Annotated in this window: 16 protein-coding genes; 7 read left to right on the top strand and 9 right to left on the bottom strand. The window is 37.7% G+C overall.

The window, feature by feature from the left end; genetic code table 11:
* Positions 1 to 119 precede the first annotated feature (119 nt).
* The 6 genes from QJV33_RS01230 (at position 120) to QJV33_RS01205 (ending at position 6,505) form a co-directional block, all read left to right on the top strand.
* Entirely contained in the window at positions 120 to 968 is an 849-nt protein-coding gene (locus QJV33_RS01230; RefSeq protein WP_281461609.1) for a transketolase, read from the top strand.
* Positions 965 to 1,909 (top strand): transketolase family protein, encoded by a 945-nt coding sequence (locus tag QJV33_RS01225; protein WP_281461608.1) that lies wholly within the window; start codon positions 965 to 967, stop codon positions 1,907 to 1,909. The genes QJV33_RS01230 and QJV33_RS01225 overlap by 4 nt, the downstream gene beginning before the upstream one ends.
* A 4-nt stretch (positions 1,910 to 1,913) precedes the next feature.
* The gene (locus QJV33_RS01220) at positions 1,914 to 3,392 is read left to right on the top strand and encodes an FGGY-family carbohydrate kinase (RefSeq protein ID WP_281461607.1); all 1,479 of its coding nucleotides are present in this window, start codon (positions 1,914 to 1,916) and stop codon (positions 3,390 to 3,392) included.
* A gap of 44 nt (positions 3,393 to 3,436) precedes the next feature.
* Positions 3,437 to 4,201, top strand: coding sequence for an SDR family oxidoreductase (locus QJV33_RS01215; RefSeq protein WP_281461606.1), 765 nt, complete (start codon positions 3,437 to 3,439; stop codon positions 4,199 to 4,201).
* A 190-nt stretch (positions 4,202 to 4,391) separates the two neighbouring features.
* Positions 4,392 to 5,675: an MFS transporter gene (locus tag QJV33_RS01210; protein WP_281461605.1), complete on the top strand. Its 1,284-nt coding sequence runs from the start codon at positions 4,392 to 4,394 to the stop codon at positions 5,673 to 5,675.
* A 50-nt stretch (positions 5,676 to 5,725) separates the two neighbouring features.
* The gene (locus tag QJV33_RS01205) at positions 5,726 to 6,505 is read left to right on the top strand and encodes an SDR family oxidoreductase (RefSeq protein WP_281461604.1); all 780 of its coding nucleotides are present in this window, start codon (positions 5,726 to 5,728) and stop codon (positions 6,503 to 6,505) included.
* A gap of 58 nt (positions 6,506 to 6,563) precedes the next feature.
* Here the strand turns inward: QJV33_RS01205 and QJV33_RS01200 are convergent, their stop codons facing one another.
* The 5 genes from QJV33_RS01200 to QJV33_RS01180 form a co-directional block, all read right to left on the bottom strand.
* Entirely contained in the window at positions 6,564 to 7,520 is a 957-nt protein-coding gene (locus tag QJV33_RS01200; protein WP_281461603.1) for a sugar-binding transcriptional regulator, read from the bottom strand.
* A gap of 1,157 nt (positions 7,521 to 8,677) precedes the next feature.
* Positions 8,678 to 10,132 (bottom strand): xylulokinase, encoded by a 1,455-nt coding sequence (gene xylB / locus QJV33_RS01195; protein ID WP_281461602.1) that lies wholly within the window; start codon positions 10,130 to 10,132, stop codon positions 8,678 to 8,680.
* Positions 10,133 to 10,240: 108 nt separating this feature from the next.
* On the bottom strand, positions 10,241 to 12,097 hold the full coding sequence (locus tag QJV33_RS01190) for a tetratricopeptide repeat protein (RefSeq protein ID WP_281461601.1): 1,857 nt from the start codon (positions 12,095 to 12,097) through the stop codon (positions 10,241 to 10,243).
* 109 nt (positions 12,098 to 12,206) lie between these two features.
* A complete protein-coding gene (locus QJV33_RS01185) occupies positions 12,207 to 13,451 on the bottom strand; it encodes a tetratricopeptide repeat protein (protein ID WP_281461600.1) in 1,245 nt (414 codons plus the stop codon).
* A 215-nt stretch (positions 13,452 to 13,666) separates the two neighbouring features.
* A complete protein-coding gene (locus QJV33_RS01180; protein WP_281461599.1) occupies positions 13,667 to 14,527 on the bottom strand; it encodes an SEL1-like repeat protein in 861 nt (286 codons plus the stop codon).
* A gap of 105 nt (positions 14,528 to 14,632) precedes the next feature.
* Here QJV33_RS01180 and QJV33_RS01175 point away from each other — a divergent pair, with 105 nt between their 5' ends.
* A complete protein-coding gene (locus QJV33_RS01175) occupies positions 14,633 to 15,067 on the top strand; it encodes a GNAT family N-acetyltransferase (protein WP_281461598.1) in 435 nt (144 codons plus the stop codon).
* Between the two features lies 1 nt (position 15,068).
* On the opposite strand, the gene QJV33_RS01170 is transcribed toward QJV33_RS01175, so the two are convergent.
* The 4 genes from QJV33_RS01170 to putA all read right to left on the bottom strand — a co-directional run bounded on the left by QJV33_RS01170 (position 15,069) and on the right by putA (position 21,014).
* Positions 15,069 to 15,326, bottom strand: coding sequence for a hypothetical protein (locus QJV33_RS01170; protein WP_281461597.1), 258 nt, complete (start codon positions 15,324 to 15,326; stop codon positions 15,069 to 15,071).
* 316 nt (positions 15,327 to 15,642) lie between these two features.
* Entirely contained in the window at positions 15,643 to 16,350 is a 708-nt protein-coding gene (locus QJV33_RS01165) for an outer membrane protein (protein ID WP_346771123.1), read from the bottom strand.
* Between the two features lie 105 nt (positions 16,351 to 16,455).
* Complete coding sequence (locus tag QJV33_RS01160; protein WP_281461596.1) at positions 16,456 to 17,205, bottom strand: IS6 family transposase; 750 nt, start codon at positions 17,203 to 17,205, stop codon at positions 16,456 to 16,458.
* Between the two features lie 167 nt (positions 17,206 to 17,372).
* Positions 17,373 to 21,014 (bottom strand): bifunctional proline dehydrogenase/L-glutamate gamma-semialdehyde dehydrogenase PutA, encoded by a 3,642-nt coding sequence (gene putA, locus QJV33_RS01155; RefSeq protein ID WP_281461595.1) that lies wholly within the window; start codon positions 21,012 to 21,014, stop codon positions 17,373 to 17,375.
* Positions 21,015 to 21,171: the final 157 nt, after the last annotated feature.

Raw genomic sequence — 21,171 nt, 5'->3', positions numbered from 1 at the left:
CATTCTACTATTTTATTGACCAATTCTAATAAACACGATCATATCTAATTATGAATATATTATCATACATTGAATAAATATTCATAATTAAAATTTGATTTATGATTGGGGTTTATTTGATGACTATAATTCAAAAATGTTTACAAAAAGATGATCCAGAAAGAATTGCAAAATTAAGTCAAATTGCTTCTGAAATTCGTGTTGATATTGTCAATACAATTGCTGCTGCAAAAATGGGGCATATCGGGGGGGATTTTTCTGTTACCGATATTTTAGTCTCATTATTTTTTGGAGTAATGAATTATAAATCACAAGACCCCCAATGGGCAGATAGGGATAGATTCATTTTATCAAAAGGACATTGCGCTGCGGCATTATATTCTGTGATGGCCAAAGCAGGTTATTTTAAGCATGAACAATTAAACGAATTTATGAAGCCTTTATCTTTTTTGGGTGGGCATCCAAATCGTCGTAAATTGGCAGGAATAGAAGCAAATACAGGTCCATTGGGGCATGGATTGCCCATTGGGGTTGGCTGTGCAGTTGGTGCTTCTTTGGCTAAAAAAACATATCGAACTTTTGTTGTCTTAGGGGATGGTGAATTACAAGAAGGGTCAAATTGGGAAGCAGCAATGTATGGTGGTCATCGTAAATTAGGGAATTTGATGGCGATTATTGATCGAAACAGATTACAACAAGGCGCAAGCACAGAGGAAACCAATTCACTGGATCCTTTGGCAGATAAATGGCGTGCCTTTGGTTGGGATACGTATGAGTTAGATGGGCATAATTTTGCGGAATTATTAAATGTGATGGAGGCTCCAGATACAGGCAAGCCCAAAGCGATTATTGCCAATACGATCAAAGGAAAAGGGGTTTCCTTTATAGAAAATAGAGTGGAATGGCACCACAAGGTTCCTTCAGCTGAACAAAATATTCAAGCAATTAAGGAGTTAACACACTCATGACATCTTTATCTCAACCAGAAACATTTGATTGTCGTCAAATATTTGCACAAACATTAATAGAGCTGGCACGTCAGGATGAGCGTATTGTTATTGTTTGTAATGACTCCGTTGGTTCTTCAAACTTAAATGAGTTTAAAAAAGAATTTCCTGATCGTTTGGTGAATGTTGGTATTGCTGAACAAAATATGATTGGTGTTGCAGCGGGTTTGGCGAATAGTGGATTTATTCCGTTTGTCAGTTGTGCAGGTCCCTTTTTAAGTGGTCGTGCATTGGAACAAGTCAAGGCTGATGTAGCATATAATATGTATCCAATTATTTTATGTGCACAAAGCCCAGGGATATCTTATGGTGAATTGGGACCAACCCACCATTCTATTGAAGATTTTTCGTGGATCAGAGCATTAACAGATATTACCTTGTTAAACCCTGCCGATCCAAAGCAAACCAAAGATGCTATTCATTGGGCTGTTCAAGCGAATAAACCTGTTTATATGCGTATTAATCGTTTTAAAATCCCTAAAACAACGCCAGAAACTGCTTCTTTTGAAGTGGGTAAAGCATTGTTATTAAAAGAGGGGAATGACGTCACATTAATGACGACGGGCATTTTAGTTCCCAGAGCCTTAGAAGCAGCAGTTATTTTGGAACAAGAGGGCATTTCAGCTAGAGTTTTAAATATCCATACGATCAATCCTATTGATAAAGAAGCAATTATTGCAGCGGCTTTGGAAACACGTGGAATTATCACGATGGAAGAAGCAATGACAACAGGTGGTTTGGGAGCAGCTGTTTCCGAAGTTGTTGTTGAAAATCATCCTACAAAAATGCGGATTTTAGGTGTTTCTCATTTTGCACCAACAGGGTCAGCTTCGTTTTTGTTAGATTATTTTGGATTAAGTGTTGAAAATATTGTGAAGTCTGCTTCTGAATTAGCGGGGTAATATAATGGGTGATCCTTTAGTTCTTGCCATCGATCAAGGTAGCAGTTCAACCAAATGTGTTATCGTTGATTATAAAGGCAAGATTATTGCTTGTGACAAAGTGGAAATTGGTGAAACGCATCCTTATCCTGGGCATGTGGAACAAAATGCTGAGGAAATATGGAAGAGTGTTGGATTAGCTGTATCAAAAACATTAAAACAGCTAAAATCGCCTTATGACGTATCTGATGTGATTGTTGCTGGAATTAGTACTCAGCGGGAATCTTTTCTTTTATGGGATCGCCAGACAGGAAAACCTTTGCATCCATTGATCTCTTGGCAAGATCAACGTCAAGTCGATTTGTCTTTAGAATGCTTTGATGAAAGCGTGCAAAAAAAGGTAAAACAATTGACAGGTCTACCATTAGACCCAATGTTTTCTGCCTTCAAAGCAAAATGGCTATTGGATCATTATGATCAAGATCGCAAACGCTCTTTAAAGGGAGAGCTTTGCCTTGGCACGATTGATTCATGGTTGCTTTTTAAAATCTATGGTGAGCATTTAATTGAGGCAGGCAATGCGTCTCGGACTCAATTAATGAATGTACATCGAGTGGATTGGGACGATGAGTTGCTTTCTTTGTTTAATGTACCAAAAGCATGTTTGCCTAAAATTATTGCATCAAATGGTCCTTTTCCAAAAGTCATAAAAAATTCTTTGGGCTCTTTAATGATTCCTGTCGGGGCGGTGATGGGTGACAGTCATTCTGCATTATTTGGTCATCAGGCTTTTAACATAGGACAAGTTAAAGCAACATATGGAACAGGCTCTTCGATTATGGGCTTAATCCATAAAGAAGATGACCTTCATTCTGGTTTATGCCTAACCATTGGTTGGATGGTTGGGGACAAGGTGGCTTATGCAGCAGAGGGTAATATACGCTCCTTAGGCGCAACGCTTAGATGGATGTCGGGTATCTTGAATATAAGTGTTACCGAATTGGTAGAATTGGGAATGGCGGGTCACAGTGATTCTGTTGCGTTGGTTCCTGGTTTTGGTGGCTTGGGTGCGCCGTGGTGGGATGAGAAAGCGGTTGGGTTGATGACGAACCTTACTTTGAGTACGACCAGAGAAACAATAGCCAGTGCTACGGTTGAAAGTATCGTTTATCAAGTAGCAGACGTTGTAAATGCAATACGCAGTAATGTTGGTGAAATCTATCAATTGTTTGTTGATGGGGGTCCCACCAGCCACGATGGATTAATGCAGCTACAAGCAAAAATATTGGGATGCTCGGTTCTTAGAGCGGCAAGACCAGAGTTATCCGCTTTGGGCGTTGCGTATATGGCAGGGCTGACCAAAGAAATATGGACACAGTCAGGTTTAGATAAATTAAACAAAGCATATGATTTATTTGAGCCTGTTTCAAAACAAGATCAACCAGATATTGGCTTTCAAAACTGGCATAGGGCAGTGAACCAATCCCGTCGTATGTATTCGTAAAAATAAACCAATTATTTTGTTTGATGTGATAAAGGATTTGTAAAATGGAACTATTTTCTCTTGCTGGTCAAAATGCTTTTGTAACAGGTGCAGGCAGCGGTATTGGACAAAAGATCGCGCTTTACCTTGCCAAAGCTGGGGCGAATGTTGGGTGCTTTGATTTACCCAATAGCGTAGGTTTGGCTGATACAGCAGAACAAGTTAAAAAACTTGGGCGTCAATCGATTAGATTAACGGGCGATGTTACCAATCCTGATGATTTGGAAAAAGCAGTTAATCAGGTTGAAACTGAGTTAGGAAATTTATCGCTTGCGGTGAATTGTGCGGGTATTGCCAACGCTAATCCAGCAGAAGAAATGTCGATAGAACAATGGCAAAGACTATATGATATTAATGTCAAAGGTTTATTTTTGTCATGCCAAGCTGAGGCAAGATTGATGTTAAAACATGGTCGTGGTTCTATTGTAAATATTGCTTCTATGTCTGGTGTCATTGTTAATCGTGGATTAATGCAAGCGCATTATAATTCTGCAAAAGCTGCCGTGATCCATATGACCAAAAGTATGGCAGTAGAGTGGGCAGAGCGTGGGGTGCGGGTTAATGCGATCAGCCCAGGCTATACCGCAACGCCAATGAATATACGACCAGAAATGGTGGATCAGATGAAACAATTTGCTTCAGAAACCCCCATGCAACGTATTGCAGAACCCGATGAAATGGCTGGACCAGCTATTTTCTTATTATCCGAAGCAGCATCCTTTTGTACGGGTGTTAATTTGCTGGTTGATGGTGGGTTTTGCTGTTGGTAAGTGCTCGCTAAAACAAAAATATAACAAATTCATAAGGCTGGTTTTATTTTTTAAAAAGAAACAGCTTTATCCAAAAGGGGACAAGAATAATGTGTTTTAAAGCAAAACTATTCTTGAAAGGGAAGCTGTGCCTTCTTTGTGAAGAAACTACAAATTTGCTTCATGTTTATATGATGTATAGGGGATAATTATGTGGCGTAATTTTGTAGAAAAAGTATTCATCTCACCCAAATTAATGTTGGGGTATATTGGGGTGATGATTTTTATGGCTGGAGAAGGGTTAGAACAAGGTTGGTTATCCCCTTATCTGATTAAAAATGGATTATCGATTGAACAATCCTCATTATTATTTAGTGTATATGGGTTAACAGCTTCTTTTTCAGCGTTCCTTTCTGGCGTTCTAACAGAAATGTTTGGTGTCAGGCGCGTTATGTTTGCAGGGCTGATTATGTTCTGCATTGGTTCCGTTTTCTTTTTAACATTTGGTATACCCAGTCATAATTTTGCAGTGATGTTACCATCTTATGCGCTTAGAGGGCTCAGCTATCCTTTGTTTGTTTATGGATTTCTCGTATATATCACTTATGAAGCCCCAGTGGATAGATTATCAACAGCAGGGGGAATGTTCTGGTCATGTTATGCATGTGGTTTGAGTGTTCTGGGTGTGATGTATTCCAGTTTCACGCTTCAATTTATGACCGAAATTCATGTGTTATGGAGTGCTTTAGCCTTTGTGTGTTTGGGCGGGTTCATTGCGTTATTTGTGGATAAAGATGCTATTCAGTCTAAGAAAAGAAAGAATTCTGACGAAAAAACATCTATTTTATATCTAATTAAAGGTATTACGATTATTTTTGAAGTGCCCAAGCTTGGGCTTTGTGGGTATGTGAGAATTGTTAATACGCTTGCAAGCTATGGTTTCCCAATTTTCTTGCCGGTCGTACTGCAAAATCTAGGCTTTACCATAAGTCAATGGTTACAGATGCTTGCCTCTTTATGGATTACCAATATGATTACCAACTATTTTTGGGGAATCTTGGGGGATAAATGGGGATGGAAAAATACAGTTGCATGGGGCGGATGTGTTGGTTGTGGATTAACCACACTTTTATTTTTCTATATTCCGACGTGGGGCGGTGGGTATTTTGTAACTTGGTTGGCAGCATGTGCATATGGGGCTTGTTTGGCGGCTTATACTCCGATTAATGCAATCATGCCAATGTTAGCACCAGAAAATAAGGGGGCTGCTATGTCGGTGTTAACGCTTGCTGCGGGTCTTAGTACATTCTTTGGTCCAGGAATTGTTGGGTTATTCATTCATTCCATTGGTGCGGTTGGTGTGATTTGGATTTATGCTATGCTTTATTTCTCTGCGGCTATTGTGATGGCTTTTGTTCATATCGACCATCGTAGCTTTATCAAAAAAAAGCTAGTGGATCATCCTGTTTCATCGCCAGCAGTGGCAAAGAGTTAATTCATTCTTAGTTTATCAATAATTTTAATAATATTTAAAGGAGAAACCCCATGGGTCTAACAAATAAAGTAGCTGTTATCACAGGCGCAAGTCGTGGTATTGGCGCAGCCATTGCAGAGCGCTTATCGCAAGATGGTGCAAAAGTAATCGTGGCTTCGAATGAAGCGAAAGTTCACGAAGTTGCTGATAAAATCAATGCAAATGGTGGGCAAGCAGCTGCCTTTGAAATGGATGTGACGAATAAAAAGGATGTTGTTCATTTATATGATTTCGCCGAAGAAAAATTTGGACGTGTTGATATTTCGGTGCAAAATGCAGGAGTAATTACCATTGCTAAGGTTGAAAATTTAACCGAGGAAGAATGGAAAAAAGTGTTAGATGTTAATACGACGGGTGTATTTTTATGTTGTCAGGAAGCCATTGCAAGAATACGCAAGCATGGTCAAGGTGGACGTTTGATTAATACTGCCTCTGGTCAAGCACGCCAAGGGTTTATTTATACACCTCATTATGCCGCAAGTAAGTTTGGGGTAATGGGAATTACACAAAGCCTAGCACATGAGGTCGCCAAAGAAGGCATTACAGTAAACGCATTTTGTCCAGGGATTATCGAAACAGAGATGTGGGCATATAATGATGAACATTGGGGTAAAATGCTAGGAGATTACAAGCCAGGTGAATTAATGGCTGAATGGGTTTCAAAAATCCCGATGGGTCGTGCAGGAACAGGTGAAGACGTTGCGAATGTTATTTCATTCTTGGCAGGTCCAATGTCTGCTTATGTGACGGGGCAGACGATTAATATTGATGGGGGTATGTTTATGTCTTAACATTACTGATAATGATTTGGCTGTATATTGTATTCAAGTCAAATCATTATTAAATATACTATATTTTTTCGGCAATGCGTATGGCTGTAAATTGGTCTGTGATTAGTATATTTACCAGACGCCCTGATAAAGCACCAAGAATAGCATCCATTTTAACTTTACCCCCTGCGATACCAATAACACGAGGGATTTTTTGAAGCTGTTCCAGAGTAATACCAATAATTCGTTGATCGATTGCTGTTTGCAACGGGCGACCTTTGTGATCGTAAAAATGTAAACAAATATCACCAACGGCTTTTTTTTGAGTAATTGTATTCATTTCTTTTGGGGTTAAAATATTACCGCTATCGGCTTCTAATTTAGCAAGCGAAATTGGACCAATGCCTACTACTGCCATTGTGATTTCTTTGAATTGATCGAGTGTTGCTTGGACGTAGGGGTCTGCCATTAGAATAGTTCGGGCTTCTGTGGAGCCAATAATTCCTTGCGCAGGGAGTAAAACTTGCTCTGCGTGGGTAATTTTTGCGAGCTTAGAACTAAGTATGGTGGCGTGTTTTTGCACGGTTGGGCTGCCAATGCCACCTTGAATTTGAATGATTTTTTTTGCTGAGATTTTAAAATTATTATTTAAATGATTTACCATACTTAACAAAGATTCACTCCAAGATGAAATACCAATGACCTCATCTTGTTGCATCGTAGCACAGAAAAATTGGGCTGCCGCTTGTCCAATACGGGATAAGATTTGTGTTTCCTCGTCTTGTTCACACGAGGCGATAATTACTTCAGACAACCCGAAATGGTTTTTAATTTTTTCTTCAAGTTCCAAAAAAGTATCTTTGGGTGTGTTAACGGAAATTTCTACGATACCTTTTTTTGAGGCTTTTTTTAGTAAACGAGAAACGGTTGCTTGTGAAATATATAAATGTTTTGCAATATCAGGTTGTTTCATATTATCGAGGTAGTACATTCTGGCTACTCTTGCGATAAATCTTAGTTCATCAGATGTTGTCATAGGTGCTTTTGATAAAAAGAGAAATGTTTAAATAAAATAATTATTCTATTTTCGAAAATGCTGTATACTTATTGATATATCTTAAAACACAAGATTATCCTATCATAAAATAAATATAAAAACTTAGCATTATTTACAAATTGCATTTCTAGTTAAATATTATAATGTTATTTATTCTCATTCTTAATAAACCGAAAATCCTATTATGATCCAAAAAACATTGTCTGTTTTAACATTAATCCACCGTTGGGGCGGTTTAATAGGGGGTGGTTTTGCTTTTTTCTGGTAATCACAGGAACCATTTCGGTTTTTGATTTAGAGATCTCGTAGTGGATGCAGCCAGAGCTTGCAAATTATACCAATAGAAGCTTGATTTCTGACAACTCTATGGAAACGTCATATCAACTATGGTAGGATAATACACAGTAAAAAACGCTTTATTGCCCTCTGAAAGATACCTTTTTATTCATGTATTATTCAGCCAAGAAACCTTGTTTAGTTGGCAAAATATTAATCCAGTCTCAGGGAAAGAAATACACACCCAACAACAGTTGGGGGATATTTTTTTGACAGTCTACATAATCGCTTTATTTTAATAACGCCTCAATGCCTCAATGCCTCATGATTGATGCCCCCCATCTCAATAGCACATCGCATAGCAGCGAGCCTTTTTAAAAAGAGGATGTGCCCCGTCGCATAGGACGCACGAAAGAGGGGGGGTGAACTCAAAGTTGCATACGGTTTGTGTTCAAGATGGAAAGCTGATATGCTTGCTATTATTAGAAGGGCAAAGGAGTGACCACAAAAATACGGCTCTTCTGTTACCAGTTCTATTAGATGCGCAAGAGCTCATTGCTGACACAGGTTACGATGCGGACAGGTTTGGACAAGCCTTGAGTGATAGAAACATAAAGCCTTGCATTCCTTCTCCAAAAGCTAGAACAGGAACCTCCTCTTTAACAAGACAATCTATAAATTACATCATAAGGTTGAGAATATACTTGCAAAATTCAAGGATCGGAGACGTATCGACACGAGATAGAGCCGATACGCTCATACCTTCTTTTCCGCAATATGCATCCTTGCAGGTATCATCTTTTATCTCAATGAATGAGTCCTGACATTAGATTAGCTTTTTTCAATATCGACATTAATAATTAAAAAACAGGTTTTAATGCACGGTATATATTTTTAAACTGCTCGTATTTTTCTTTATATAAAGCACTAATTTGTGGATGTGGATCATAAGATGTTTCAACAGAAGGCTCTGGTAACATATCTCCAAACGAAGCTTCTGGATTAGCACTCAACATCGCCAAACGCGCAGCCCCCAACGCAGGACCTACATCACCACCCTCACGATAATCCAAACTATGTGCCGTCACATCTGCCAATAACTGTCTCCAAAAAGCGCTTCTTGCACCACCACCAATTAAGCTGATACGATCGGGTTTTATCCCAGTAGCATGTAACACTTCCATTCCTTCAGCCAACCCCAAGCTCACCCCTTCGACAACAGCACGAGCAATATCTTTGCGATCATGTTTATGCGTTAAACCAACAAAACATCCTGTTGCTTGAGGATTATTATGTGGGGTACGTTCCCCAGATAAATAAGGTAAAAAGAAAATAGAGGTTGGGTCTTGCCCCGTCGTTTCAGCAAGTTGCAAAAGTTCTGGCACAGAATTAACACCCGTGATTTTCGTTGCCCAATCCAGACAAGAAGCAGCACTGAGCATTACAGACATTAAATGCCACGTATTGGGTAAAGCATGACAAAAACTGTGAACAGCTTTTTCAGGATTACTCAAAAAACCATCACTGGCAACAAAATAAACCCCAGAAGTCCCCAAAGAAAGCATGGCTTGACCTTTACGCCAAATACCAACACCAATCGCTCCTGCGGCATTATCACCCGCACCCGCTGTAATCGTTACTTTATTAGACATACCCCAACGGCTTGCAAGTTCTGGTTTCAAAGTTCCTGTGACCTCATTGCCTTCAAATAATTTTGGCATATTGTCTTCGGATAAACCACAAGCATTTAATAAGGGTTTATACCAACAACGCTTACCCATATCCATCCACATGGTACCAGCAGCATCAGACATATCCGACGCAAATACACCATTCATCAGCCAACGCAAATAATCTTTGGGTAATAATACTTTATCAATTTGGCTATAAGTTGCGGGTTCATGTTTACGCACCCAACAAATCTTTGGTGCTGTAAAGCCCGGCATCATTAAATTCCCTGTAACTTTACGGGATTCTGGTACTGCTTCTTCAAGCGCAATACATTCTTTATAACTACGCCCATCATTCCATAAAATAGCAGGGCGTAATATGTTTCCATTTTTATCCAATAAAACAGCACCATGCATTTGCCCCGTTAAACCAATCGCTTGCACCTCTTTTAATGAAATTTTGCTGCCCAAAGATTGAATCACTTTATCAGTCGCTTCCCACCATGAATGAGGATCTTGCTCTGACCATAATGATTGAGGTCGAGATACAGTAAGTTTTTCAGTATGGCTGGCCAGTATGTGGTGATTATCATCTAGCACAATTCCTTTAATACCGGACGTTCCTATATCAATCCCTATATACATTGGTTAAACTCCTGTTTTAACGTTTAGAATTAATGACTGAAATATTATCTATCACCTAATATATAAAAAACGTAAAAATGGCTAGCAAATAGACACCTTATGCTTTTATTAATGCGTCGTTTTTGGGATATGACAGGCATTTTTAAAACCCTTTTGGCAACTTTGAGCAAGCAAATCCAATCCATATTTGGGTTCTTTTGCTACATGATTACCATTCAAATATAGACTTCCCAGAATAAATATTGCTTCTGCATCACCATTTTTAGCAGCCTCTTGTAAATACGACAACGCAGCTTGCATATCAGGATTCTGAATATGTTCGGATAACTCAATTTTTGCAAACTCTCGTTGAGCTTCTACAAATCCTTGTTGCGCAGCTTGTTTGAACAATTTTCTAGCCTGCTCAATATTTTTAGCCGTTCCCTGTCCATTTTTATATAATTGACCCAACGCATATTGCAAATCAGGATTATGGCTGTTTAAGCCTTTATTGTATATTTCAAATGCTTTTTGATAATTAACGGAAACACCCAACCCATGTTCATTTATTTGTCCCAATTGCAAAATAGCTTGAACATTTCCTTGATCGGCAGCTTTTTCAAACCACTTGATTGCTTGATTATAATCTTTGGTAACATTTAAATAAAATGAAGCCAGTTTAAACTCAGCATCAATATTTCCTTGATCTGCGGCTTTTTGATAAAATGACAGTGCCTTTGGTATATCTTTTGGTGCGTCCAATCCTTGGGCATAAATATCCCCAAGTGTGCATAATGCCTCTATATTATTTTGATCTGCAGATTTTTCGTACCATTCAATTGCCTTCTTATGATCGATCGGAACGGTTATTCCTTTGTAATACATAGACGCAACTTTACATTGTGCCAACGCATTCCCATTTTGAGCACTTTGCTGAAATAACTTAAAGGCTTCGGAAGGATCTTCATTTACCCCTCTGCCGTTTAAATACATCTCTCCAAGCATGTAAGAAGCATTACTGTCGCCTTGTTTTGCAGCTTTGTCATACCATAAAGCCGCCTTGGCACTGTCTTGTGGGATATTATCCCCTTTGTCATATAATGTTGCCAACACATATTGAGCCTGAATATTATTGCCATTTGCTGCTTTTTTAAGAAGCTCAAATGCCTTATTATAATTAACTTCGACCCCTAATCCATCTCTATATAATCTCGCTAGATTGTAAGCTGACGCAGGATGTGTTTTTACCGATTTTTCGTACCAATAAACTGCTTTTGAATAATCACGTTCAACGCCTTTCCCTTCTTCATACATCAATCCCAAATAATATTGAGCATCATGGTTTCCCTTGTAAGCCGCTTGCTCAAAATAAGAAAAAGCCTTTTTAGGATCAGCAGGCATGTTTTTACCTTCAAAATATAAAGATCCAAGGTAAACCAACGCTTTGACATATCCGTTGCTTGCAGCCTTTTGCAAACAATCTAGTCCCTTTTCAGTATTCTTAGCGGTACCTATGCCATTATAATATGCAAAACCCAACGCATATTGTGCCGCTGCATTGCCAAGTTGCGCCGCTTTTTCGTACCATTTGACAGCCTCAGCGTGATCTTCTGGAACGCCACGGGCATGATCATACATGCTACCCAATGCATATTGTGCTTTGGGGTGATTTTTCTGAGCTGCTTTTTTATATAATTCGATTGCTTTTTTAAAATCCTGAGAAGCACCTTGTCCTTTCTCATACATAACCCCCAACATATATTGGGCATCATCATTCCCACCATTGGCGGATTGCTCTAAATATTCACGGGCTTTTTTAAAATCTTGGGGATTACCTTCATTTTGCATATACATACTTGCACGATTAAATTGTGCTTCGATAAAACCAGTACGAATTGTTTTATAAAAACAAATACACAGAATAATAAAAACAACACACGCAAATGCGGTAATTTTACCAATAAGAGCAATATGAGATCGAGACATAAGAAACCAATATAAACAAAGAAATCATTTAATATTTAAAATTCAGCGACACTATACTGCTTTTTATCATCTCAGGATAGGAAAAAGAATGTTAAAAATGATAAGTTCTTTAATCTGTTTCACTTTTTGCAATTAACGCCATGCCTTTGTCATGATCGTGTGGAACGCCTTGCCCTTCTAAATACATTTTTCCCAAAATGAAACTGGATTTTTTATGTCCCTGAGCATCGGCTTTTTGAAACCATTCTGCGGCTTGTAAAAAATCTTGTGGAACACCATCACCCTTATAGTACATAATTGCCAAATTAAATTGAGCCAGCACATATCCATTTTGTGCTGCCTTGTAAAAATATTCATAGGCTTTTTCTAAGTCGATTTGGACAATATGCCCAGTCAAATAAATATAACCTAGGCTATATTGCGCCTGCACATCATTTTGCAGCGCAGCTTGTTTATACCAATATATAGCCAATTTATAGTCCTTTGAAATTCCTTGCCCTTCGCAATACATATACGCAATCATATTTTGGGCAGAAATATGTTGTTGACGTGCTGCCTTTTCATAAAAATAAGCAGCTCTTTTATAATCAATCGCCGTTCCTTGACCGTGATAATATATATTCCCCATAAAATATTGAGCTTCTGCTTCGCCTTGATAAGCAGCCTTTTCAAAATAGCCTCTGGCTTTGAAACGATCTTGCTCGCCACCTGTGCCATCCCAATACATTAACGCCAAATGATACTCACCTTCCATATTTCCTTGGCGTGCGGACAAGGCATAATATTGACGGGCTTTTTCAATATCTTGTTCGACCCCTTTGGCATGAATATACATATAAGCCAAACTATTTTGTGCTTCAGTCGCCCCCTTCTGAGCTGCTTGTTCCAAATATACTCTGGCTTTGCTGAAATTTTGCTCTACACCAACACCTTCATAATACATCATACCAAGATTCAACAAGGCATCCACTTCGCCTTGACGTGCGGACTGTTCAAAATATTCGCGGGCTTTACCGTAATTTTGCTCCACTACATGCCCAGCCAAATTGATTCTGCCCAGTGCAAACATTGCTTTGGCATTGCCTCTTTTCGCGGCTTCTTCGAAAAACGCAAGTGCCTTTTTATCATCTTGATCTGTGTCTAATCCGTCATAATAGATCAGGGCTAAATATAAAATCGCTTGAACATTTCCACCAGCAGCAGCCTTTTCAAAGAAATCTCTGGCTTTTGAATAATTTTGAGGAACACCATCCCCTTTGAAATACATTAACCCTTTATCCATAGGGCTGCTAGATTCCACAGTATCTCTTTCTGAAACCTCTTCAGTCACAACCGTGGAACTTGATTGTTTCATATTAAAATTGGCAAAATATTTGCGTAACCATATATCATAGACAACATATGCAATACAAACCACACATATGATAATCAGTATAAAGAAAATATATTGATACATATAAATCCTACCAATAATAACAAAAATAAAAGTAATAAATTAAAATTAATAAGAGTATATAGGATAATCAATCTTAAAAATTAAGAAAAAATTTTTCTGGACATATTGTGTCTCTAATCCATATTAGAAACCATTTCACAAGCTGAACTATTATTTTGTCGGCAAGATTTTAATAACCAATCTTTTGCCTTGTGCTTATCAGCTTTGATCCCATGCCCTGTTAAATAAGAGATTCCCAGTGCCAACTGTGCTTCGGGAACATTTTTTTTCGCAGCTTGCGTATAATAATAAACAGATTTTTTGATATCCTTTTTAACCCCTTGACCAGTATCATACAACATTCCCAACATCGTAATTGCATGTTTATTACCTTGTTGCGCGGATTTATTAAATTCCTCAAATGCTTTATTATAATTCTGAGTGACCCCTTGACCGTTGTAATACATCCGTCCAAGGAAATATTGTGCATCGCTATTGCCTTTTTGAGCTGCTAATTCAAAATAATCTTTAGCTTTGAAATAGAGTTTAGGAACCCTGAGCCCTTTATAATATAATAATCCTAAATAAAAATAAGCCTCTGGCTCTTGTTGCGACGCAGCTTGTTCTAAATATTTTCTTGATTGAACATAATCACGCTCAACACCAATACCACCGCCATAAAAAATCCCCAATGCTAATTGTGATTTTGCATTGCCGCCCGCAGCCGCTTTTTCAAACCATTTTATCGCTTTATCTTGATCCTGAGGGACATTTTGTCCCTGTTGATAACAAAGGGCTAGATGATATTGCGCCTGAACATTCCCTTTTTCGGCATTATTCGTTAATTGTGTCAAAGAATATTTAGAGTCTGGCTTATCAAAATTTACTGTATGATCCAACACTTGCAAAGCTCTTGATTGTTGTGGAGTTATCAGACAAATCGTCAACATCAAAAACATCCCAAGACCGATAGATGTTGGATTAAACTGCTTCATGGGAACTCCCTTTGCAAATTATAAAATTTCAAATTACACTATCAATTAATCAAAAAATTACCATATAATGAATACAGTAATTATTACCAACATTGGAATAGTATTATGACACCGTATCATATTCATCAAATTCAGCTAGAAGATTGTTTGCCATTAAGAAGGGATATTTTATGGCCCTCATTTGATCTTCAAGATTGTATAGAACCCGGAGACGAGAACGCAATCCACTATGGTTATTTAATCAATAACCAAGTGATTAGTTGCTTATCAGTTTTTTATCGCACCCCTAGCCGTCGACAAATTCGAAAATTTGCAACAGCTTCAAAATACCAAAATCAAAGGATCGGCAGTACATTATTTAAAACAGTTTTGCAAAAATTAAAAAATGATAATGTAAGCTCAATATATTTAAACGCCAGAAGCACAGCAGTTCGATTTTACGAGAAATTTAATTTTACCTATTTCGATACAGAGTTCACCAAAAATAATGTAACTTTTTTTCCTATGGAGCTTAATTTAATCAACGCACAGATTGAATAGATCACTGTTGATTAAATAATTCTTTTTGCTGTTGTTGTAACAGATTATCTTTTTTTTCAATGAATAGTTGAATGCCTTTTTTCTTCTTCTCATCCGTTTCTTTTAACAGATCTTGTGCTTGTTCATCCGCACCCTGCATGATCGTATCAAAGCGTTGCTGGGCACTAAAACTATTATTGCTGTTATAAGATTTAATATATATTCCAAGTGCTATACAAGCAACAACAGCCATAACCACGACAATAATTTTTTTAATCATTTATACACCCCACAGTACACAAAACAGAAACTTTGTTTTGTTTAATATAAAATAAAGGAAAAAGATATATATTCCACCAGTATAAAGGTCTTGTCGCAAATTTAATTATGTATTTTAGTATGATATAGAAATGGATTGATGATTATCCAAGCGGTAATCGTTCCTAAATATAAATAGTCAACTTCATATCTATAACAAGTTAAACTCAATGAAATCAATTCCTACATATCAATTGTAAAAATTTCGTCAAATATTTATAGATAAATTTTATAATCAGAAATTTACCTATAAATATTGAGGTAATTTAAAGTATATCTTAGAAGTTATAAGTAAGTCCAAGCATGATATCTTGGGTTACGACTTTTATCTTTGATTTTTCGGAACTTCCATAAAAATATGTAGATGGGGCTTGTTTCCAGGTCGTAAGAGATGATTTGCCGGCGCCTAAATATCGATAACTGAAATCCAAATCAAAATCTTTGTTAATTTTATATCGAACCCCAGCTCCGGCATTCCAAGCAAAATTATTTGTTGTGCGTGATGCTTTGATACTGTTTTTAAAATATCCTGTAATTTGATTTGTAGAATCATAATCTATGTATGAAACATTTGGTATAGATGTATGTTTAAACGATGCCAAACCAACACCAGCCATCAGATATGGGGTAAAAGCTGATTTGTTTTTAAAATCATAAAAAGCATTAAACATAAAAGTGTTTAACCGTACTTTATTATTAATTCTATTTTCATAATCGGTTTTCCCTTCTAACCAATAATTATGACGTGATTGACAATCTCGTAGATAATTAGAACTGTCACCCATACGAGCCATCACGTCAATTTCAGCTCGAATAGGAACTTTGAAATGATTGTCAAAATTATAACCAATCGCAATACCACCGCCTAATTTAGCATTTGTATGTGTGCCACCTGATTTGCCATAATTATATTGATAAGAGAGACTATCTGTATCATAGTCGTAGTACTGATAGCGTTCCAAATATTTCTGATTTTTCTGTTGCAAGACTGATGCTCCAACTTTTCCAGTAATATAAAAACCACTTTTGGGATTTATGGTCTTGTTGCAAATTTAAAACTAGGTTGTTTTTTTAGTATGGAATTGGTTAATTTAGCAAGCGAGAGGTTTATTTAAACCGAATAAATTTTTAATGAGCTTTATTTGTTCGTTGATTGTCCATTTTTCTTTAAAACCCAGTCCTTTTTTAATCCAGAGAATGGCCTCATATCCTTTGAGTGTTTTCCTTGCGGTATGAAAAGACTGAAAGCAACCATTCTTTGGAATAATTCTCTTTACTCTAAAATGATCATTTTCTATTCCCTGTTGTAAAGATTTCTTGGTTTCATGAACGCAGTGATTGGGAAGGATATGCTCATTCTTCATGGTCTGTATGGTTTTTGGAAACGGTAATGCTTTATCTGTTCCAATATGGGTTGGAGCGAATAGACCATCTTTTTTAAACGCCTTTCTAAAGAAACGTTGTGCTGCTTTGATATTTCTTTTAGCTGTTAATAAGAAATCAATAGCAGTTCCATTCTTATCAATGGCTCTATATAGATACTTCCACTGACCTTTTACTTTGATATAGGTTTCATCAATCCTCACCTCACCACAATGGGGTTTTCTATAGCTTCTTAATCGCTTTTCTAATAGTGGTGCATAACGTAATACCCAACGATTTAACGTGCTATGATCTATATTTATCCCACGTTCTAAAAACAATTCCTCAATGTCTCGATAGCTAAGACAATAGCGTAAATACCAGTTTACCGCTTGGATAATCATCAATCCATTAAAATGACGACCTTTAAAATCATCCCTAGATCTTAATATAAGCTTGCTATAGATACCAATAGACATAAATCGTTCCTAAAATATAAATACTCACTCCATTTTTATATCATACTAAAATACATAATTAAATTTGCGACAAGACCATAAATTTGAATATATAAAAATTTTAATGGGCCCCTCTTTAAGTTCAATAGTAAAAAAGGAGATATTAATCCTCCTTTTTTTATTAGCTATTACTCAATCGTCATCAAAGACGCATTACCACCAGCGGCAGTTGTATTGATACTAACCGATTGTTCTTCCATTAAGAAATCACTTGGGTTGAGGTCTTCATCAACATCAAATGAAGGCACAATACCATGATCGGTAAATGCCAATGTTTGACGAGCCTGTTCAAATACTGGGAAATCTTTTTCTCCTAAAATAACAACACAAGGTTTTTCATCAGCTTTTTTGACTTTGGTAATTTGTGTTGCTAATTGATGAGGTAATTGATCCATCCATTGCGTAAGTTCATCAGAAGCAAGCAGTAAAACAGAATTTCCACATCCCAGAGCCAATGTGATTTGACGGAACAAGATATCTTGTGTGTTTGCAATACATAATATAGCTCCACGAGGGGATAATTTATAGATATTTTCTTCACCGACTGGACCTTTTAATTCTATATTTGTACTGACGATACTATGGGATAAAAGCTCATGAGCAGTTTGTGCAAAAACAGGGTGATATTGTTCAAGCCATCTGAGCCATTGTTGTGCAACGGTTGGAGGGGTTTGTTTAGGTAAATCTGTATAAGCAGGGCATTGTTTTAATAATCTTCTGATAATAAAAGGCGCCCCAGCCTTTGGACCTGTTCCAGAAAGACCACGACCACCAAAAGGTTGAACCCCAACAATCGCACCGATAATATTACGATTAATGTAAATATTCCCTGCGTGGATTCTATTGGTGGTATTTTCAATCATTTCACCAATACGAGAATGCACCCCAAAGGTCAGACCAAATCCAGTATTATTAATGGTGTCAATCAATTGGTCGAGTTGGCTGCGTTTATAACGAATAATATGCAGAACAGGACCAAAAATTTCGTCAGGAATATCTGAGATTTGATTAATTTCAATGATAGTTGGCATCATGAACGTGCCATTTTGAGCTTGTTCAGGTAAAGGCAATGACCAGACTTTGAAGCCTTTTCCTTTCATATACTCTACATGCTTATTCAAACGATCTAAGGCTTCTTGACTAATCACAGGTCCAATATCCGTTTTCAAGCTTAGTGGATTGCCAACGATTAATTCATTGGTCGCACCACGTAACATGGTAACAACACGATCTGCGCAATCTTTTTGAACACACAAGACACGTAATGCAGAACAACGTTGACCCGCACTGTCAAATGCAGACGCAATAATATCAACAACAACTTGTTCAGCAAGGGCAGAAGAATCTACGATCAGAGAATTTTGCCCACCAGTTTCCGCAACGAAAGGAATAATATCACCCGCAGGCGATCTTCTGTTCGCAAGGTTTTTTGAAATTTCACGTGCAACAGCGGTAGAGCCTGTAAACATGACACCATGAACATCTTTATGAGACACTAAAGCCGCCCCAACATCCCCTTTGCCAGGTAATAATTGTAATACACCATCAGGAATGCCTGCTTCATGAAGAATTTGAACCGCTTTTGCAGCAATTAACGGGGTTTCTTCTGCGGGTTTGGCAATTACAGGATTACCCGCAGCCAAAGCAGCAGAAACCTGTCCAAGGAAGATAGCAAGAGGGAAATTCCAAGGGCTAATACAAACGACTGGACCACCCAAAGCAATATGTGTTTTATTATCATATCCTTTTTCAATGGTTTTTGCATAATATCTTAAGAAATCGACAGCTTCTCTGACTTCTGCCAATGCATTAAGGAAAGACTTCCCAGCTTCACGAACAATTAAACCTAATAATGGATAAAGTTGTTCTTCTAATAAATCAGCTGCCTTTAGTAATGGAATAGCCCTTTGTGCAGGTGCTGTTGATGCCCAATCTTTAGCTGCCTTAACAGCAGATTGAAACGCTTGGTTCACGTCTTCCGTGGATGCTTCAATGACGGTTCCAACCTTATCTTTATGATTGGCTGGGTTTAAAACTTCTAGAGGCTTATTTTTGGATTGGATCGCTTTTGCAGCAATAATCGGTAGTGATTCCCAACTTACTGGAGAGGCGTTTAATGCTTCAGATAAGGCTTCTAGGGTAAATTCATTATTAAAATCGACCCCTTTAGAATTGACTCTATCTTTGCCATAAATAGACAAAGGTGCCTTGATCCCCGCATGTGGACTGCCAACAGGATTGATTTTTAATGCTTCAGCAACTGGGTCAGCAATAAGTTGATCGATTGAAATTGTATCATTACCAATTTGGTTTACAAACGAAGAATTGGCACCATTTTCTAATAAACGACGGACTAGATAAGCGAGCAGCGTTTCATGTGTTCCAACTGGTGCGTAAATTCGACAAGGTCTGGATAAATGTTCAGCTTGAACGACTTTGTTGTATAATTGTTCACCCATGCCGTGCAAGCATTGGAATTCATATTGTTCTGGGTCGTAATTTTTCCCTGCAAGGGCAAAAATAGTAGTCAAAGTTCTGACATTATGTGTTGCAAATTGTGGAAAAACAGCATCACGATGGGCTAATAATTTACGTGCGCATGCAATATAGCTGATATCGGTATAAATTTTTCTTGTATAAACGGGGAAGTCAGATTGTCCTTCAACTTGAGATTTTTTAATCTCACTATCCCAATAAGCCCCTTTTACCAAGCGAATCATTAAACGACGATTGGTTCGACGAGCCAAATCAATTAAATAATCAAGAACATAAGGGCATCTGCGACCATAGGCTTGTACAACAAACCCAATACCATTCCAGTTTTGCAATTCTGGATGATGGCAAATGGCTTCCATCAAATCGAGTGAAAGTTCAAGGCGTTCGCTTTCTTCGGCATCAATGTTAATACCAATATTATATTGGCGTGCTAATAGAATTAAATTGGTCAAAACAGGTAGCAATTCCGCCATCACTCTGTCATGTTGGGCGCGGGAATATCTTGGGTGTAATGCTGATAATTTGATAGATAACCCATTACGTTCGTAAACTGTGCTACCTTGCGCAGATTTACCAATAGCATGAAGTGCTTTTTCATAGTCAAGGCGATATCGTTCAGCATCTTCTTTAGTAATTGCAGCTTCTCCAAGCATATCATAGGAATAGCGAAAGCCAATCTTTTCAAGTTTTTGACTATGTTTCAGAGCTTCTTCGATTGTTTGTCCAAGGACGAATTGCTCACCCATCATACGCATTGCTCTGTCAAGGCTAAGGCGAATAACATTCTCACCACGACGTTGTGCAAGTTTCGCAAGCGCAGCAGCCAAGGTGTTTTCTTTAACTGGTGTGACGAGTTTACCTGTAATTGCTAGTCCCCAAGCAGCAGCATTGGTGAAAATAGGTTTCTTAAAACCAGTATGAGATGTCCAATCTCCTGTACTAATTTTATCACGAATTAATGCATCTCTTGTTTCAACATCGGGAATACGCAATAACGCCTCTGCTAGGCACATCAACGCGATGCCTTCGGCAGAAGAAAGCGAGAATTCCTGAACAATGGTTTCAACACCCTTTAAATTCCGATGGTTCCTTAAATATTGCGTCAAGGCTTTGGCATGGTTTGTGATTTGCTTATTCATTGCATCTGATACGGTTGCTTGTGGAATAAGTGTTTGTATACATTCAATTTCAGAGCGGCGTGTTGCCTCTGTAATTTTGTCTCTTAATGGAGTTTGTGAATGTAAAATATCATCAAATTGAGAGAAAACAGACATAAGGATCCTCGATGTTGAAGTGCAAGCTGTGCATAATTACCATTATGCTGGTTATTACACGAAATATTCATTTGATAAAGCAGAATTTGAAGGGATGGGAGTCAGTTTTATTGCACACTTTAAGTTTATTTACTGCAAACGAAAATTGGGGATAATA

This window comes from Commensalibacter nepenthis, assembly GCF_029953305.1.
GTDB lineage: Bacteria > Pseudomonadota > Alphaproteobacteria > Acetobacterales > Acetobacteraceae > Commensalibacter > Commensalibacter nepenthis.
The sequence above is the reverse complement of the archived record's forward strand: the minus strand, read 5'-3'. Positions and strand labels throughout refer to the sequence as shown.

Coding starts and splice junctions, on each gene's coding strand:
- QJV33_RS01170 (WP_281461597.1), bottom strand. CDS start 15,326: ATGATTAAAAAAATTATTGTCGTGGTTATGGCTGTTGTTGCTTGTATA.
- QJV33_RS01220 (WP_281461607.1), top strand. CDS start 1,914: ATGGGTGATCCTTTAGTTCTTGCCATCGATCAAGGTAGCAGTTCAACC.
- QJV33_RS01215 (WP_281461606.1), top strand. CDS start 3,437: ATGGAACTATTTTCTCTTGCTGGTCAAAATGCTTTTGTAACAGGTGCA.
- xylB (WP_281461602.1), bottom strand. CDS start 10,132: ATGTATATAGGGATTGATATAGGAACGTCCGGTATTAAAGGAATTGTG.
- QJV33_RS01175 (WP_281461598.1), top strand. CDS start 14,633: ATGACACCGTATCATATTCATCAAATTCAGCTAGAAGATTGTTTGCCA.
- QJV33_RS01160 (WP_281461596.1), bottom strand. CDS start 17,205: ATGTCTATTGGTATCTATAGCAAGCTTATATTAAGATCTAGGGATGAT.
- QJV33_RS01185 (WP_281461600.1), bottom strand. CDS start 13,451: ATGAAACAATCAAGTTCCACGGTTGTGACTGAAGAGGTTTCAGAAAGA.
- QJV33_RS01200 (WP_281461603.1), bottom strand. CDS start 7,520: ATGACAACATCTGATGAACTAAGATTTATCGCAAGAGTAGCCAGAATG.
- QJV33_RS01225 (WP_281461608.1), top strand. CDS start 965: ATGACATCTTTATCTCAACCAGAAACATTTGATTGTCGTCAAATATTT.
- QJV33_RS01205 (WP_281461604.1), top strand. CDS start 5,726: ATGGGTCTAACAAATAAAGTAGCTGTTATCACAGGCGCAAGTCGTGGT.
- QJV33_RS01190 (WP_281461601.1), bottom strand. CDS start 12,097: ATGTCTCGATCTCATATTGCTCTTATTGGTAAAATTACCGCATTTGCG.
- QJV33_RS01180 (WP_281461599.1), bottom strand. CDS start 14,527: ATGAAGCAGTTTAATCCAACATCTATCGGTCTTGGGATGTTTTTGATG.
- putA (WP_281461595.1), bottom strand. CDS start 21,014: ATGTCTGTTTTCTCTCAATTTGATGATATTTTACATTCACAAACTCCA.
- QJV33_RS01210 (WP_281461605.1), top strand. CDS start 4,392: ATGTGGCGTAATTTTGTAGAAAAAGTATTCATCTCACCCAAATTAATG.
- QJV33_RS01230 (WP_281461609.1), top strand. CDS start 120: ATGACTATAATTCAAAAATGTTTACAAAAAGATGATCCAGAAAGAATT.